Origin of the sequence: Bizionia hallyeonensis (assembly GCF_042657385.1) — a bacterium.
GTDB lineage: Bacteria > Bacteroidota > Bacteroidia > Flavobacteriales > Flavobacteriaceae > Algorimicrobium > Algorimicrobium hallyeonense.
The window spans coordinates 168,938-184,432 of the sequence record NZ_JBHSLA010000001.1; the positions used below are offsets into that span (position 1 = coordinate 168,938).

Sequence of the window (15,495 nt, forward strand, 5' to 3'; positions counted from 1 at the left end):
GTTAAGTGCTAATTGTGCTAGTCCTTTTGCGAATAAAAGGAAGACTTTAAAGCTAAAAATGGTTATAGAAATGTATGGTGATAAACTATAGTTTTAAAAAAAAATGTTACATGTAAAAATTGTTCTTCGTTCAGCTGTAATTTAATTATTTCAATTTTTTCTTCAGCATACATAAAACACCTAGTTCCTCTCGAGATAGATTTTTATTTTCCTTAATTAATCGGTTAACTTCATTTTGAAAATAATTAATAGTTTTTCCATGTGTATATTCATCAATTACGCGTGGATCAATATATGAGCTTCTGGCCACGGATGGTGTATTTCCTAAATGCTCACTGACACGCACTACGGCATCACGAATGTTTTTATCCAACATTTGTTGGTCCTCCTCTTCTAAAGCTCCAATTTCATCCAAAGCCATAGCGGCAATTACGGTTCCCGACCAAGTTCTAAAATCTTTAGCCGAAAACGCTTCGCCCATAACTTCTTTTATATAGTCGTTTAAATGTTCGCTTTTTACGTCTTGCTTCGCCCCATTTTCATCAATAAATTTGAAAATTTCATAACCGGGCAAATCATCTATTTCTTGTACTATTTTTGCAAGCTTCTCATCCACGATATTTCGTTCTTGCTTTTTCCCAGATTTACCTACGTAACTAAAAATCAATTCGTCGCCTTCAATATTCAAATGTTTACTACGCATGGTTGTTAAACCATAGGTTTCATTTTCTTGAGTATAGTAATCACTACCCGGCCTAAAGTAAGCTGCTTCTAGCAAACGAACCATGCATGCTAATACCTTTTCTCTGGTTAAGGAGCGTTTTCGGAGGTGCTGACCTGTAACACGGCGCATGTGTTCCAATTGGTCTGCAAATTTGAGAATACGATCAAATTTCTCTTGATTTCGTTTTTCTACAAATTTTTGATTATAGATATATTGCTTTCTATCCTTATCGTCTCGACCTGTAACTAAAATTTTAGCATGCTTTTTCGTGTTTATTTCCACATCAGTCCAAGCCGGTGGGATAACTAAAGATTTAAACCAGTCTTTCAGTTTTTTATCCTTAACGGTGGTATTGGATCCATCTACATATCGAAATCCCTTTCCATGTTTTTTTCTAAAGTACATAAGCCTATTTTGATTAACGAATTTAGAAAAAAATTAAACACTATTTCATTTTATTATTAACTCAAAAAAAATAAAAACGTAATACATCTAATTATTTTATAGATATATGTTTAAAAATCAGGTTTAGGTTATAGTTATACTAATTTGCTATCTATTGGATTGATTATAAATAGTTTGCATATTTAAATAGTTGAAGATTTATTTAAAATATTTACATAAAAAAAGCTTCAGTTTTCACTGAAGCTTCTCGAGTCGCTGTGCGGGCGGGGAGACTCGAACTCCCACACCTTGCGGCACTAGATCCTAAGTCTAGCGTGTCTACCAATTCCACCACGCCCGCATTAATAAGATTGCAAAAATCCACAATCGGGATGCAAATATAAACAATAGTTTGAATAATCAAACGCATCTTATCATAAAAAGTTAAGACTGTTTTGTACTTTTGAAGAAACACAATCAATCTATTTCTATGCATTCAGAAATAGCAAAACATACAATTATGAAAAACATACAAAGTTACGTTGCTGAACATAAACAGCGATTTCTAAATGAACTCATTGAATTATTAAAAATACCGTCGGTTAGTGCCGATTCTGCCTTCAAAAATGATGTACTTCGCACAGCCGATGCTGTCAAGTTTAGTTTAGAAAAAGCAGGCTGTGATCATGTTGAAATATGTGAAACTGCAGGTTATCCAATTGTATATGGGGAAAAAATAATTGATGAAAATTTACCAACCATTTTGGTTTATGGACATTATGATGTGCAACCGGCTGATCCAATTGAATTATGGACGTCTCCTCCTTTTGAACCCGTTATTAAAAAAACAGACATTCATCCGGAAGGCGCCATTTTTGCTCGTGGTGCTTGTGATGATAAAGGCCAAATGTACATGCATGTAAAAGCCATGGAATTCATGACATCAACAAATCAATTACCTTGTAATGTAAAATTCATGATAGAAGGTGAAGAAGAAGTTGGTTCGGTTAACCTTTCAACCTTTGTAAAAAACAATCACGAAAAATTAAAGAATGACGTGATTCTTATTTCAGATACAGGCATGATTGCGAAAGATGTGCCAAGTATTACAACAGGCTTACGCGGATTAAGCTATGTTGAAGTGGAAGTAACCGGTCCGAATCGTGATTTACATTCTGGATTATATGGTGGTGCTGTTGCAAACCCTATCAACGTTTTAACCAAAATGATAGCTGCTTTACACGATGAAAACAACCATATTACCATTCCCGGTTTTTATGATAAAGTTGAAGAGTTATCAAAAGAAGAACGTGCGGAAATGGCCAAAGCGCCTTTTTCACTCGATGCTTATAAAAAATCACTAAACATTGACGCTGTTTATGGCGAGGCTGGATTTACAACAAACGAACGCAATTCCATTCGCCCAACATTAGACGTGAATGGTATTTGGGGTGGATATATTGGTGAAGGCGCTAAAACGGTTATTGCCAGTAAAGCATTTGCAAAAATTTCTATGCGTTTGGTGCCACATCAAGAATGGGAAGAAATTACGGAACTTTTCAAAAAACACTTTGAAAGTATTGCGCCTGAAGGTGTCAAAGTTTTAGTAAAACCACATCATGGCGGACAAGGTTACGTAACACCTATTGATAGTTTAGGCTATCAAGCGGCAAGTAAAGCGTATGAAGAATCGTTTGGAAAAAAACCAATACCTCAACGTTCTGGTGGAAGTATTCCTATTGTGTCCTTGTTTGAGCAAGAGCTTCAAAGCAAAACTATTTTAATGGGCTTTGGTTTGGATAGTGATGCTATCCACTCGCCAAACGAGCATTTTGGTGTATGGAATTATATAAAAGGTATTGAAACCATTCCGTTGTTTTATAAATATTTTACGGAGCTTTCTAAATAAATACCACATAGAAATCTAATCGTCAAATCGCTTGATTTTTCGTGTTAGTAAGAAGAAAAAAGTATCGAGATTTAACACTTTGTTGAATTTTTCGATACTTTTTTTGTTTCAAATTAAACAATTAAATTCTACGAATTGCACTTTCAAAAATTAAAAAAAACACCTCTACACTTGTAGAATACAAATTATTGTTCTATGTTTGTAGAACACAATCTAAACTTGTAGAACATGCAGTTATCAAAATCGGAAGAAGAGTTAATGAATCACCTTTGGAAAATGGAAAAAGGCTTTATGAAAGATTTGCTAGATGCTTATCCTGATCCTAAACCTGCGCCAACCACTGTTGCCACGCTTTTAAAACGCATGACGGATAAAAGGTTTATTGCTTATAATACCATTGGGAAATCTCGAGAATATTTCCCGCTAGTTAAAAAGAAGGCCTATTTCTCCAAGCATGTTAACGGATTGATTAAAGATTTTTTTAATGACAGCGCGTCACAATTTGCATCGTTTTTCACCAAAGAAACCAACTTGTCTAAAACGGAGTTGGAAGATTTAAAAAAACTGATAGATCAGCAAATTAAAAACAAACCGTAGTCGTCAAGATTACAAAAGGTTGACACCGAGAATTTAGTAAGATTCAACACGATCTTTTTAAAAATAAATATAAACAAATTACATAATTATGGACATCTACATTCTAAAATTTAGTGCTTGTTTAGCTGTTTTTATGTTGTTCTATAAATTAGTATTGGAGCGTGAAAGCATTCACCAATTTAAACGCTTCTATTTGTTGGCAGCACTTGTGGCTTCCATTGCTATACCATTTATCACGTTTACGACATTTGTTGAAGCTGAACCCATTTTAAATACAGTCGTATTTTCAAATTCAGAGTCTGATGCTGTAACAACGGAAATCGCATCAACGTTTTCAGATTATCTACCAACTATACTCTGGTCGGTTTTTTTTTTAGGGGCTATCATATTTGCAGGTCGTTTTACCATTAATCTATTTCACCTAATTAGGCGCATCAAGAAAAATCCGAAATACAAAAAAGGAAATTTAGTACATGTTTTAATGACGGATTTAGTGTATCCACACACCTTTTTACAGTATATATTTTTAAATAAATCAAAATATGAATCGAATAAAATCCCGCACGAAGTTCTGCTTCACGAGGAAACGCATGCCAAGCAAAAACACGCTTTAGATATTTTATTTATTGAGCTTATGCAAATAATATTTTGGTTTAATCCGCTTCTTTATTTTATTAAAAAAGACATTAAATTAAACCACGAGTTTTTAGCTGATCAGGCTGTTCTTAAAACGGGAACGGACACCAAAACCTATCAGCATATCTTATTGGCATTTTCAGCTTCCAAGACTATGGAAGACGCACAGACTCATCATCTGGCGAATGCTATTAATTATTCATTAATCAAAAAACGATTTACAGTTATGAAATCACACACATCAAACACCGTAAAATGGGTAAAAGGACTCATCATCCTGCCCGTATTGGCTGTATTAATTTACAGTTTCAGTAGCACCAAAGAAGTTTTTAGACCATCAAAGCCTGGAATTATTAAAACTACCGAAGCCATAGAAAGCAAGAAAGATCAAACTAAATTACTTCTAAAAATATATGATGTTATTTGCGAAGATTGCAGGTTTAGTTTTGATAAAGCTCTCGTAAAAAACCTAAAAATAGAAACCAATACAACCGAAACTATTTCATCCTTTAAGTTTAAAGTTCCGGGAAAACCGACCGTTAATGTTGTAGGAAACGCATTGAGCGAAGAAGCCCTAACTAATTTAAATTCTGCCAAAATTGGCGATTATATTACAATATACGATATAAAAGCTTCTAAAAACAGTATTAAAACGCCTATTCTAATTGAGTTGGTAGACAATCTAATTCCACCTCCTCCTCCACCAGTTCCAGCAAACGCAACACCTGAACAAAAAACGAAATACAAAAATGTTAGCAACGAATATTATAAAAAGTATAAAGTAGAAAACGGAAAAGTGAGTGAACGTTTACAGCTACCACCACCACCACCACCACCACCACCACCACCCGTTCCAGCAAACGCCACACCAGAACAGAAAGCGAAATATGAAACACTTAGCAACGAATATTACAGCAAATACAAAGTGACAAATGGCAAGGTAGAACACAAATTACCACCACCACCTCCACCATCTATTCCTGCAAATGCGACGCCAGAACAAAAAAAAGAATATAAAAAAGCACAGCATGATTACAACCGGAATCATAAAGTGAAGAAAGTGCAAAAAAGTAAAATGCCACCACCTCCACCGCCTGCTCCAAAAACCATGGCTGTTGGCAAAAAAATAGATCAAGACTATTATGATTCACTAAGCACATTTAACCCAGATAAAAATGCAAAAACAGGCTTTATAACTATAAATAATAAAACGCATTTTTACACCACAAATGAAGATGAAACTAAATACTATAATCGTTTAGGTTATGAGGTTGATATTAACGGAAAAACTTTATCAACGACTCAAACCAATGGCGCGGATGTTATAGCTGGGCAGAAAATTAGTAAGGTTTACCAAAATAATCAGGTGGTAAGTGAGTTCAATATGGATTGGGTTTCGGAAACTAACGACCGTCAAGAGATTCCACAACCGCCCGCACCTCCTTCTGTGGCCCAATCCGCACATGAACTTGTAAAAAGTTTAAAGGAAAATGATATTAAATATTATTACAATGACAAACTGGTTTCCTACAATGAAATATTAGAAATCACTAAAAAAGAACCAAATATAAATATTTCAACAAAAATTACCGATGGTAAAGGAACAGCACATTTTAGCACTGTAAAATAAAACACAATATAATTTAATACAATTCACCTCACTGGTTTCTGACCACGTGAGGTTTTTTTATAAATAAACAGAACAAAACTGTAACAAAAACCACCATCTAACGTTCTAATAGTCAATCAACCTGTCTAACTTAAGGACAAGTCAAAACATCAATCAATCATGTTAAAACAATTTTTCATCCTCTGTTCTGGGTCTGACCAAGACATTTTAAACACCTGTTCCAATGGTGAGCAAAACAAATATGCCGGTATTGGCGCCACCGTTTTCTTTACAGCTGTTATGGCATTTATAGCAGCTAGTTATGCGCTTTACACCGTATTTGACAACTATTTTATAGCTATGGGTTTCGGTGTTATTTGGGGTTTACTCATTTTTAATTTAGACCGTTTTATTGTTTCTACTATTAAGAAACGTGATCATAAAATAAACGAACTACTTCAAGCCACACCACGACTCCTTTTGGCCGTCATTATTGCTATTGTTATTTCGAAACCATTAGAACTTAAAATTTTTGAAAAGGAGATCAATCAGGTGCTTTTAACTGAAAAGAACCAAATGACTCTTGAAAATCAGGAAGAGATTTCAAAACAATTCTTACCAAACATCCGCAATTTAGAAACAGATATTTCAGCTCTTAAAAACCAAATTACGGTAAAAGAAACCGAAGTTAATGCCTTGTACGACACGTATATTCAAGAAGCGGAAGGAAGGGCTGGCACCAAACTATTAGGCAAAGGACCCGTTTACCAAGAAAAACGCGATAAACATGATATGGGTTTAGCCGAACTTCAAGATTTGAAAGTAAGCAATCAGGCTAAAATAGAAGTGCTTGAAAAGCAGATAGTAGATTTACGAAACAATCAACAAACGCAAGTACAAAATACACAACCCATTATTGATGGTTTTGATGGATTGATGGCACGCGTAAATGCGCTTCAGAAATTGCCTTGGCTCCCATCATTCTTTATTTTTCTATTGTTTTTGGCTATTGAAACATCACCAATTATTGCCAAATTATTATCGCTTAAAGGGCCTTATGATTACAAATTAGAAGATGCGGAGAGCACCGTAAAAACTTGGGCTACGCAAAAAATGAATGCGCGCAACGAGATTTTGAAAACAGATATGGCTTTAAATAATAAAATTTATAAAGATATTTCAGAAGAAGACGAACTTTACAATTATAAGCGTAAAAAAGCACGGGAACTTATGCAGTTGCAAGCGGATGCATTTTTTCAGCATCAGAAAAAGGCGCTTTAAATTTTTGTTTGTACTTTTAATGAACTAACACCAAACCTTATGAAATCTATTTATCTCATTTTAAGCCTCCTATTTTCAGTTGGCACATTTGCACAATCTGAAACATCTAAAACCTATCTTGAAGATATGCAAGCCATTCGTGAGGTTTTAAGAACACAACAGGACGCTTGGAATAAATTTGATTTAGAAGGGTTTATGCAAGGTTATTGGAAAAGCGATTCGTTAAAATTTTATGGAAGCAATGGTGTTACCAAAGGATGGCATAAAACGTTAAGCAATTATAAAAAAGGCTATCCTAGTAAAGAATATACGGGTGAATTACAATTTACATTTAATTCTATTTCGCCAATTGAAAACCATTCCTATTATGTTATGGGTGAATACCATTTAAAACGCGCGGTTGGTAATGCCCAAGGTGAATTTCTTATTATCTTAAAGAAAATAAACGGTGAATGGAAAATAATAGCAGATATGTCTAGCTAATTAGGCCGCATCATTGGTTTTAAAATGATCGTACAAATCTTTACATCCAAAACCTATAATAGATAATTGCTTCTTTTTTAATAGGGATTCGTTGTGCAATTTTGCCAGTGCCATAACACCAAATTTATCTATGCTATCTAACTCTTCGATACTAATGGTTACGGATTGCAACTTTTCGAATACGTTTTCAAATTCCTCTTGAAACATACCAACAGACTTTTTATCAAGGATACCTTTTACGTTAAAAAAGTTGTTATAGTTTGAAATTACTAAACTCATGACATATGATTTTTAAATATTAAACAATACATAAAGTGCTACTAATCATATGAGGGATACCGTAAATATAACATCTTTAACCAATTACTCGTATAGTTTTCGATATACGGCAGAACTTTCAGACTAATGCTATTAAATTGCAGAAATTACGGACAAACAACTGCTTTTTAAGAGGTTACAATAATTACCATTAGTTTAAACGTTACTTTTTGCATATTCACGATATTTTTGAACCGTTTGGCATTTGACGTTCAGGCTGCAATAAGACCACATCTTTATCTTCTCCTAATCCTCCTAAAATTAAGCATTCACTCATGATGTTGGCTATTTGTTTTGCTGGAAAATTTACAATAGCCACCACCTGCCTTCCTATAAGTTCATCAATTTCATATAGGTTTGTTATTTGAGCTGACGTTTTCAACTTGCCCAACGCACCAAAATCTACTATCAATTTATATGCGGGATTTTTAGCTTCCTTAAAAATTTCTGCGGATAGAATTGTTCCAATCCGCATGTCAACTTTTAAAAAATCTTCCCAATTTAAATTTTTAGTTATCATAAATTCTGACGTTTTAAGAATATATTTAGTTCGTTAAGCTAATTTAAGAATTATCTCTAATTTGTAATTGTTATTTTTATTAGGATAGATTGGTATTATATTATCTACAAAAAATAATTTATTAAACTTACGAATAGTATTTGCTTAATTTTACTTTTCAGATGATTTAAATACACCATGAAAGTACTTCCATTTAAAATTCCAAAACCAGAACAAGATACTCTAATTTATCAAGAGGATTTTGAAACGAGCTTTTATGATAAACTGCATCAACATGAAGAAATACAATTCAGTATTATTTTGGAAGGCGAAGGCACGCTGATTGTTGGTGACACGGTTAATTTCTATTCTAAAAACGACATTCTTATTTTAGATAGTAATATGCCACATGTATTTAAAAGTGATGTAAAAGCTTCCGAACACTCACGAATGTTATCATTGTTTTTTACGAAGGAGTCGTTTGGTTCTGATTTTTTTGACTTGGAAGAATTGCTGGAGTTACAGAAATTTTTTAAGCGTTCCAAACATGGATTTAAAGTAACATCTCATAAAAAGGTTTTAAAAAAATTATTCTTAAAGCTTGAATCATCTAGTAAATTAGAACGTTTTATAGTTTTACTACAATTAATGAAGATAGCGTCACAAGCTAACTACGAGAGTTTATCATCCTTTATATATGATAAAAAATATTCCGATAATGAAGGAAAACGCATGCGTGATGTTTTGGCATTTACTATGAATCAATATACAACCAACATTACGCTTGATGCTGTTGCAGAAGTATCTAACATGACGAAAAACGCCTTTTGCAAATATTTTAAAAAACGCACCAACAAAACCTATTTTCAATTTTTAAATGAATTGCGTATTGAAAACGCGTGTAAGCTTATGCAAACACAAACGGATAGTTCCATTTCTGAAATTGCCTATCAATCTGGTTTTAATAATATTTCGAATTTTAATCGGCAATTTAAAATGATAAAGGGAAAATCACCCAACAACTATCGGAAAAATCCGAATTCATAGGTTTCGAAAAAGAGAGAAAATGCCTTAATTACATATTATGTTTTCTTGACATATTTGGTAATAATCACTATGTGCTGACCATCAACTTTACCCTCAATAAATTCGGCATTTTCATGATCTAAACGAATGTTTCTTACAGCTGTACCTTGTTTAGCAACCATACTAGAACCCTTCACTTTTAAATCTTTTATCAATACAACGGAATCGCCATTATCCAGAATTACACCATTTACATCACGATGAATGATTTTATTGGCTTCATCTTCATGTTCGCCTGTAGCGCGAGCTAATGCTAATGCCTCATCATCCAAATACATCATATCCAATAAATCTTTTGGCCAACCTTCACTTCGTAAACGTTGGAGCATACGCCATGCCATAATTTGAACCGCAACATGCTCACTCCACATACTATCATTTAAACAACGCCAATGATTGGGGTCCATGTCTGTGTTTTCTTCAATTTGATCCAAACAGGTTTTACAAACCAAAACATCATTGGCCACGTTTTCATTTAAAGATGGCGGAATGGTATATTGTTTTAAGTCGTTAGTGGATGTACATAATTCGCAAGTATTATTACTGCGTTCCTGAATCATTTGTAATACGCTCATGGTGGTTTTTATTGAAGTTTAACACAGGTCTTTTTCAGACTGCAAACATACTGCTTTTTACTGAAGTGTTTCGCGGATTTTTTTGGATAAGGATTTTACAATTAAATCATAGGAATCGTCTATCAACTGCTTTACAAGCGGGATTGCTAATTCACCTTTATACAAACTAATGGTATTCCAATGTTTTTTACTCATGTGATAACCAGGTTCTACACTTTCATAGTTTGCGCGTAATTCCAAAGCATATTCGGGATCGCATTTAAGGTTAATTGTGGCTTCATTTTGCTCCCAGTTTTTTAAAGAGGTTAGTAGGAACATTTTATTACCTACTTTAAAGACTAGAACATCTTCATCAAACGGAAAATGCTCCGTAACCCCTTTTTTGGTTATACAATAATCACGAAGTTGTTCAATATTCACAAGCTAATTTTTAAGTTCTTTGGTTTCTTTTGGGTCTTCAATATCGGGTAATTCTATAGCTGAATAATCTATTTTCCAACCAATTGTCATGACTAAATTTTCAATAAGCGAAATAGCTTCAACCGCTTCCCGTTGTGCCAATTTATACAAACCACTTTCAGGAACTTTATCTAAAATATGCTTTTTAGCTTCAGCTTGGAGTCCAGTTAAATCCGATGCTTGAAACCTATTAAACATACCTTCTTTTTTATCGTAGTAGTCCAAATTGGTTTCAATACTCAATATTTCTGGTTTGGGAAAGTGTTTTAAAATAATGGTTTTTGAGGCTGTATTGGCTTCTAGTTTGACTTTGGAAAAATCGAAACCTACATGTGCTTTAGCATTGATAACTACTAAGGCTTTTTTTCTGCCACTAACGAGACTTAAAAAACGTTCTTTAACATTTTCATAATGGTATATTTCGGCAAAATCCCCTTCAACAGAAATGAATTTACAAACCATTTTTATTTTATCTAGAAGAATAACAGATTGGGTATTTGTCTGCTGCTTGACCTGCTGACTTCTAAAATAAAAGACGGCAATAAGTGCTATGATGATACCAACTATTAAACCAAAAAGTATATCCATAATTATGTACGCATTAGTTGTCCGGTTCTAATTTACTCAATTTCGAACAAAATTGGTTTGCTTGGTGTGGCATCATTTTCAAAAGGTGCAATTTGAAGATTTAAAAAATACGTGCCATCTGCAACGGTATTTGGCACAAAAATCAATTCGGTAATCGTTGCATCCATCCGTTTTCTTCCGGCTGTATTCCAAAAGGCATGATGTGCCAGCAGTTCGCCATCATCTTTTTCTTTATCCACACTTGGTAAATCAATCAGCAAATGTTTCACGCCTTTTTCGCGTAAATATATAGCTGCTTCTTCTAATAAAAATGGCGGATTGGTATTAGAGTATTGATGATTTAATTTTTCAATTGTATTTGGAATAGTCCTTAAAATAACGGCATCACGCTTTTTATTTCCCAAAGCAAATTGGATTTGTTTTTTGGAAATAAAAAAATCTGTTTTCCGTTTTTCTGGAGCAACCGTTATCACTTCTGCTAAAAAGAAAAACTGCTTTAAATTCTGATTTACAGAATGTGTTTTTTTTGTTAAGTGCCCAACACATTCCGTGTGTGTGCCGTGCGCATGCGGATTAAAACTAATATTATTGAAATTAATATCGGCACCTTCTGCAACACTAGCTATCCAAGCGCCATCTTGAACCGGTTCAATTTTAGGTGGATCTTGATACCAGGCGTTCACATTATTTGCCGAAGCACGCAAAGGAATAGAGATGTCTAACGGTTTGGATAAGTCTATTTTATACTTTTTAGAATTGGTTTCTATAGTTGCAATCATGTGTGTAATTTTTCAAAATTCAATGTGGTGATAATAAACGTAAAAGTCGGCATAAATGCAACTCTAGAGACTTTAATTTAGTAGAAATAAATCGGACGCAATCCCATCACTTAAAAACAATCCTTTTTTAGTTACACGCAAGGTATTATCTTTAATATACAGCAACTGATTGCGGATATGTTTTTCAGATTCTTTAAGTAGTAATTCTTTAAAACGCAATCCAAAATCCTGTTCTATTTTTTCTAATGAAACGCCCCAAATAGTTCGTAAACCTGTCATGATATACTCGTTGTATTGATCGGTTTTGGATAGTTTTTCAATTTCTATTGGTAAATTTTTTTCTGTTAATGCATTAATGTATTTTGAATTATTTCTAACATTCCAACCACGTTCCTTTCCATTAAACGAATGTGCTGAAGGTCCAATTCCTAGATACGGTTTCCCTTGCCAATAGGCCGAATTGTTTCGGCTAAAATAATTAGGCTTTCCAAAATTAGAAAGTTCATAATGCACAAAGCCATGTTGGGTGAGCGTATCAACCAAAATATGAAATTGCTGTTCTGCCAAGGCATCATCTACATTATCAATAATTCCTTTTTTTATAAAACTAGCCAAAGCTGTTTTTGGTTCAACCGTTAGGGCGTAACTAGAAATATGTGGAATATTAAAAGCTAAAGTAGTTTCAATATTTTCTTGCCATTGTTCGGTTGTAGAACCTGGAATTCCGTAAATTAAATCGACAGAAATATTATCGAAATATTGAGTTGCCTCTTCCATAGCAATTTTAGCTTCTGCGGAATTGTGCGCGCGATTCATCAGTTTTAAATCGCTTTCAAAAAAAGATTGAATGCCTATGGATAATCGGTTTATGCCAATCCTTTTATAATCTTGAAAAACCGTTGTTGATGCATCTTTTGCAGCCATTAAATCATCTGGATTGGCTTCCAACGTGATTTCAGGATTATCAGAAACTTCATAATTTTCATAAACGGCATCAATGAGCACTTTCAATTCATCTTTATTTAAAAGACTTGGTGTACCACCTCCAAAATAAATGGTTTCAACTTGGATATTTTTGAATTCGTCCTTTCGCAACTGAAGTTCAGTTACTAAAGCCTGAAGCAATTCATCTTTCTTTTTAAGCGAGGTAGAAAAATGAAAGTCACAATAATGACACGCTTGTTTGCAAAACGGGATGTGGATGTAAATTCCGGCCATGTTTAGTTTTCAGTATTCAGTGCACAGTTGTTTGTGCTAAATTGAAATGTTTTCATAATATAATTAACCTTGAAATGTCTAAAAAATAATTTTTTACAGAAAGAATTGAATATTGAAACTGCAAACTAAACACGCATCATTTCTTCTTAACCCGATCTCCATTTTGTTTGACAAAACTATCCCAACCAGAATAACTTTTTCCAATTTCTATGCGACCTTCATTATAAAAATGACAAACAGCTGCTGCCAAACCATCCATAGAATCTAAATTTTTAGGTAGCGTTTTTAATCCTAATAAACTCTGAAGCATTTTGGCTACTTGTTCTTTACTAGCACTTCCATTCCCCGTAATAGCCATTTTTATTTTTTTTGGGGCATACTCCGTAATTGGAATCTCTCTACTTAAGCCAGCTGCCATAGCTACACCTTGCGCACGGCCTAGCTTTAACATACTCTGCACATTCTTCCCGAAGAAAGGTGCTTCAATAGCAATTTCGTCGGGATGATGCGTATCAATTAGCTCGATGGTGCGCTCAAAAATAAGTTTTAGTTTTAGGTAATGGTCGCTGTATTTTTTTAAATCTAATTCATTTAACTGCATAAAAGTCATGGTTTTTCCCACCACTTTTATTAGCCCAAAACCCATGATGGTTGTGCCTGGATCAATGCCTAATATAATTTTTTCTTTCCCCATTAATCACAATAATAGCAACCACTTAATGACACGGAAACACCTACTGTTGCTGTAAATAGGTTGCCGTTGAAGGAGCCAAATCCATCAGAAACTGGTGAAAATTCCGAGCTAAATCCGTAAATATATGACGTATCTAGAAACACAGAAAGCGTTCGCGAAACAGTATAATGAAACTCCAAACCAGCCATGACATTTAAAAATGAGGTGTTGTTTTCAGAATAACCACTCAAGGGTTTTACCATAGAAAACCCAGGACCTGCATGCGCTACAACACCTAATTGTGCTGGCAAGAAATTAGCTATTGGCGTTAAATCGTAAACAAACTGAACATTGATTCTAGAATAATTAATTTTAAAATACGGCGAACCTGAATCATAATCCAAACGATTAAATCCGTAATCCAACTTTACACCATATTGCGGTTTAAACATGCGTTGAACGCCTAATTGAATGGTAGGAAAATTAATTGTCTTTCCCTCAAAACCCGAAACAAAACCTCCGGAGTTTGGACTGTTTAGTCCCACAGAAAATTGCGCTTTCCATCGGCTCGCTTCACTTTGTGCAAAACTGCTTGCAGTCATAAAAAATAAAACCGTTGCCAAACCTGCCAACTTAATTTGTTTAAAAACTATGTACATAAAAATTTAAAGTTTTAATTTGTATTATTACCTAGATAACGAACCATAGCAAAATATGTTTGGAAGTATTCCACACAAAACTAAACAATTCTTTTTTGTACTTATTAAATTGAGCATAGTTGTTGGTGCTTTTTATTTTATTTACAACAAATTGACTGCTAATCCCGATTTAAATTTTCAAGATTTTGTCAACTTTTTATCAGAAAACAATCAGTTTACCATTAAAACAATTAGTTTTTTAATCATTTTAAGCTTTTTTAATTGGTTTTTTGAGATTCTGAAATGGCAGGTGCTTGTGTCGTCATTCAAAAAAATAGCATTTTATAAAGCCATGGAAGAAAGTTTAAGCTCCTTAACAGCATCGTTGCTAACTCCCAACCGGATTGGCGAATATGGTGTTAAAGCCCTATATTACAATTCATCGGAACGCAAACAAATTGTAGCATTAAATTTACTCGGCAATAGTTTACAAATGCTGGTAACCGTTTTGCTAGGAAGCATCGGTTTATACGTATTTTTAAATCAATACGAAACGGCCATTGACTATTATAAAATTGCACGTTTTGGAGCAATCATTCTCGTTATTGTGGCAGTTGGCTTTATAGCGCTTTCAAAAAGTAAAGTCTTATTTAAAGGGTTTTCGCTTCAAAAAATTGCGACATACTTCAAACAATTACCTTATAATATTTATAGCTTCGGATTTTTATTAGCCGTCATTCGCTATGCCATTTTTTCTTTTCAATTTTACTACATATTAACATTATTTGGTGTGTCCGCATCCTATTTAAATGCACTAACCGTCATTACCAGTATGTATTTTTTAGGGTCTGTAATCCCTACCATTTTTATTTTTGACGTAATTATAAAAGGAAGCGTAGCCGTTTATTTATTTACAATTGCTGGTGTAAACGCTTTTACTATTTTAAGCACTGTAACGATTATGTGGATTTTAAATGTGGTGATTCCTAGTCTTTTTGGTAGTATATTTGTTTTAAAATTTAAACTTCCTAAACCCTAA

At 33.9% G+C, this 15,495-nt stretch carries 17 protein-coding genes and 1 tRNA gene; 7 read left to right on the plus strand and 11 right to left on the minus strand.

Annotated features, from left to right (window positions below):
• Positions 1 to 145: 145 nt before the first annotated feature.
• Together ACFPH8_RS00805 and ACFPH8_RS00810 are read right to left on the minus strand one after the other, a co-directional pair.
• Entirely contained in the window at positions 146 to 1,129 is a 984-nt protein-coding gene (locus ACFPH8_RS00805; RefSeq protein ID WP_376858065.1) for a DNA topoisomerase IB, read from the minus strand.
• A gap of 258 nt (positions 1,130 to 1,387) precedes the next feature.
• Positions 1,388 to 1,469 (minus strand) — tRNA-Leu (locus ACFPH8_RS00810).
• A 159-nt stretch (positions 1,470 to 1,628) separates the two neighbouring features.
• Here ACFPH8_RS00810 and ACFPH8_RS00815 point away from each other — a divergent pair.
• The 5 genes from ACFPH8_RS00815 (at position 1,629) to ACFPH8_RS00835 (ending at position 7,623) form a co-directional block, all read left to right on the plus strand.
• Entirely contained in the window at positions 1,629 to 3,017 is a 1,389-nt protein-coding gene (locus ACFPH8_RS00815) for a dipeptidase (protein WP_376858067.1), read from the plus strand.
• 228 nt (positions 3,018 to 3,245) lie between these two features.
• Positions 3,246 to 3,614 (plus strand): BlaI/MecI/CopY family transcriptional regulator, encoded by a 369-nt coding sequence (locus ACFPH8_RS00820; RefSeq protein WP_376858069.1) that lies wholly within the window; start codon positions 3,246 to 3,248, stop codon positions 3,612 to 3,614.
• Between the two features lie 88 nt (positions 3,615 to 3,702).
• Positions 3,703 to 5,880 (plus strand): M56 family metallopeptidase, encoded by a 2,178-nt coding sequence (locus ACFPH8_RS00825; RefSeq protein WP_376858070.1) that lies wholly within the window; start codon positions 3,703 to 3,705, stop codon positions 5,878 to 5,880.
• Between the two features lie 159 nt (positions 5,881 to 6,039).
• Complete coding sequence (locus tag ACFPH8_RS00830) at positions 6,040 to 7,140, plus strand: DUF4407 domain-containing protein (protein ID WP_376858072.1); 1,101 nt, start codon at positions 6,040 to 6,042, stop codon at positions 7,138 to 7,140.
• Between the two features lie 39 nt (positions 7,141 to 7,179).
• Positions 7,180 to 7,623 (plus strand): YybH family protein, encoded by a 444-nt coding sequence (locus ACFPH8_RS00835; RefSeq protein ID WP_376858074.1) that lies wholly within the window; start codon positions 7,180 to 7,182, stop codon positions 7,621 to 7,623.
• On the opposite strand, the gene ACFPH8_RS00840 is transcribed toward ACFPH8_RS00835, so the two are convergent.
• Positions 7,624 to 7,902: an STAS domain-containing protein gene (locus tag ACFPH8_RS00840; RefSeq protein WP_376858076.1), complete on the minus strand. Its 279-nt coding sequence runs from the start codon at positions 7,900 to 7,902 to the stop codon at positions 7,624 to 7,626.
• A 217-nt stretch (positions 7,903 to 8,119) separates the two neighbouring features.
• A complete protein-coding gene (locus ACFPH8_RS00845) occupies positions 8,120 to 8,461 on the minus strand; it encodes a tRNA-binding protein (RefSeq protein ID WP_248396109.1) in 342 nt (113 codons plus the stop codon).
• A gap of 177 nt (positions 8,462 to 8,638) precedes the next feature.
• Here ACFPH8_RS00845 and ACFPH8_RS00850 point away from each other — a divergent pair, with 177 nt between their 5' ends.
• Entirely contained in the window at positions 8,639 to 9,487 is an 849-nt protein-coding gene (locus ACFPH8_RS00850) for an AraC family transcriptional regulator (protein ID WP_376858078.1), read from the plus strand.
• Between the two features lie 35 nt (positions 9,488 to 9,522).
• Here the strand turns inward: ACFPH8_RS00850 and ACFPH8_RS00855 are convergent, their stop codons facing one another.
• The 7 genes from ACFPH8_RS00855 to ACFPH8_RS00885 form a co-directional block, all read right to left on the minus strand.
• Positions 9,523 to 10,101: a PhnA domain-containing protein gene (locus ACFPH8_RS00855; RefSeq protein ID WP_248396114.1), complete on the minus strand. Its 579-nt coding sequence runs from the start codon at positions 10,099 to 10,101 to the stop codon at positions 9,523 to 9,525.
• A gap of 57 nt (positions 10,102 to 10,158) precedes the next feature.
• Positions 10,159 to 10,521, minus strand: coding sequence for an MmcQ/YjbR family DNA-binding protein (locus ACFPH8_RS00860; RefSeq protein ID WP_376858080.1), 363 nt, complete (start codon positions 10,519 to 10,521; stop codon positions 10,159 to 10,161).
• 3 nt (positions 10,522 to 10,524) lie between these two features.
• A complete protein-coding gene (locus tag ACFPH8_RS00865) occupies positions 10,525 to 11,148 on the minus strand; it encodes a DUF4230 domain-containing protein (RefSeq protein WP_376858082.1) in 624 nt (207 codons plus the stop codon).
• Positions 11,149 to 11,180: 32 nt separating this feature from the next.
• Positions 11,181 to 11,927, minus strand: a complete 747-nt coding sequence (locus tag ACFPH8_RS00870; RefSeq protein WP_376858084.1) for a cyclase family protein — start codon at positions 11,925 to 11,927, stop codon at positions 11,181 to 11,183.
• A 72-nt stretch (positions 11,928 to 11,999) separates the two neighbouring features.
• Positions 12,000 to 13,145, minus strand: coding sequence for a radical SAM family heme chaperone HemW (hemW, locus tag ACFPH8_RS00875; RefSeq protein ID WP_376858085.1), 1,146 nt, complete (start codon positions 13,143 to 13,145; stop codon positions 12,000 to 12,002).
• Positions 13,146 to 13,281: 136 nt separating this feature from the next.
• Entirely contained in the window at positions 13,282 to 13,839 is a 558-nt protein-coding gene (ruvC, locus tag ACFPH8_RS00880; RefSeq protein WP_248396129.1) for a crossover junction endodeoxyribonuclease RuvC, read from the minus strand.
• Positions 13,839 to 14,477, minus strand: a complete 639-nt coding sequence (locus ACFPH8_RS00885; protein WP_376858086.1) for an outer membrane beta-barrel protein — start codon at positions 14,475 to 14,477, stop codon at positions 13,839 to 13,841. The genes ruvC and ACFPH8_RS00885 overlap by 1 nt, the downstream gene beginning before the upstream one ends.
• Before the next feature lie 55 nt (positions 14,478 to 14,532).
• Here ACFPH8_RS00885 and ACFPH8_RS00890 point away from each other — a divergent pair, with 55 nt between their 5' ends.
• Positions 14,533 to 15,495, plus strand: a complete 963-nt coding sequence (locus tag ACFPH8_RS00890) for a lysylphosphatidylglycerol synthase domain-containing protein (protein ID WP_376858087.1) — start codon at positions 14,533 to 14,535, stop codon at positions 15,493 to 15,495.

Excerpts from the sequence above, each read along its gene's own strand:
- ACFPH8_RS00805 (WP_376858065.1), bottom strand. The coding sequence starts at position 1,129 with ATGTACTTTAGAAAAAAACATGGAAAGGGATTTCGATATGTAGATGGA.
- ACFPH8_RS00815 (WP_376858067.1), top strand. The coding sequence starts at position 1,629 with ATGAAAAACATACAAAGTTACGTTGCTGAACATAAACAGCGATTTCTA.
- ACFPH8_RS00820 (WP_376858069.1), top strand. The coding sequence starts at position 3,246 with ATGCAGTTATCAAAATCGGAAGAAGAGTTAATGAATCACCTTTGGAAA.
- ACFPH8_RS00825 (WP_376858070.1), top strand. The coding sequence starts at position 3,703 with ATGGACATCTACATTCTAAAATTTAGTGCTTGTTTAGCTGTTTTTATG.
- ACFPH8_RS00830 (WP_376858072.1), top strand. The coding sequence starts at position 6,040 with ATGTTAAAACAATTTTTCATCCTCTGTTCTGGGTCTGACCAAGACATT.
- ACFPH8_RS00835 (WP_376858074.1), top strand. The coding sequence starts at position 7,180 with ATGAAATCTATTTATCTCATTTTAAGCCTCCTATTTTCAGTTGGCACA.
- ACFPH8_RS00840 (WP_376858076.1), bottom strand. The coding sequence starts at position 7,902 with ATGAGTTTAGTAATTTCAAACTATAACAACTTTTTTAACGTAAAAGGT.
- ACFPH8_RS00845 (WP_248396109.1), bottom strand. The coding sequence starts at position 8,461 with ATGATAACTAAAAATTTAAATTGGGAAGATTTTTTAAAAGTTGACATG.
- ACFPH8_RS00850 (WP_376858078.1), top strand. The coding sequence starts at position 8,639 with ATGAAAGTACTTCCATTTAAAATTCCAAAACCAGAACAAGATACTCTA.
- ACFPH8_RS00855 (WP_248396114.1), bottom strand. The coding sequence starts at position 10,101 with ATGAGCGTATTACAAATGATTCAGGAACGCAGTAATAATACTTGCGAA.
- ACFPH8_RS00865 (WP_376858082.1), bottom strand. The coding sequence starts at position 11,148 with ATGGATATACTTTTTGGTTTAATAGTTGGTATCATCATAGCACTTATT.
- ACFPH8_RS00870 (WP_376858084.1), bottom strand. The coding sequence starts at position 11,927 with ATGATTGCAACTATAGAAACCAATTCTAAAAAGTATAAAATAGACTTA.
- hemW (WP_376858085.1), bottom strand. The coding sequence starts at position 13,145 with ATGGCCGGAATTTACATCCACATCCCGTTTTGCAAACAAGCGTGTCAT.
- ruvC (WP_248396129.1), bottom strand. The coding sequence starts at position 13,839 with ATGGGGAAAGAAAAAATTATATTAGGCATTGATCCAGGCACAACCATC.
- ACFPH8_RS00885 (WP_376858086.1), bottom strand. The coding sequence starts at position 14,477 with ATGTACATAGTTTTTAAACAAATTAAGTTGGCAGGTTTGGCAACGGTT.
- ACFPH8_RS00890 (WP_376858087.1), top strand. The coding sequence starts at position 14,533 with ATGTTTGGAAGTATTCCACACAAAACTAAACAATTCTTTTTTGTACTT.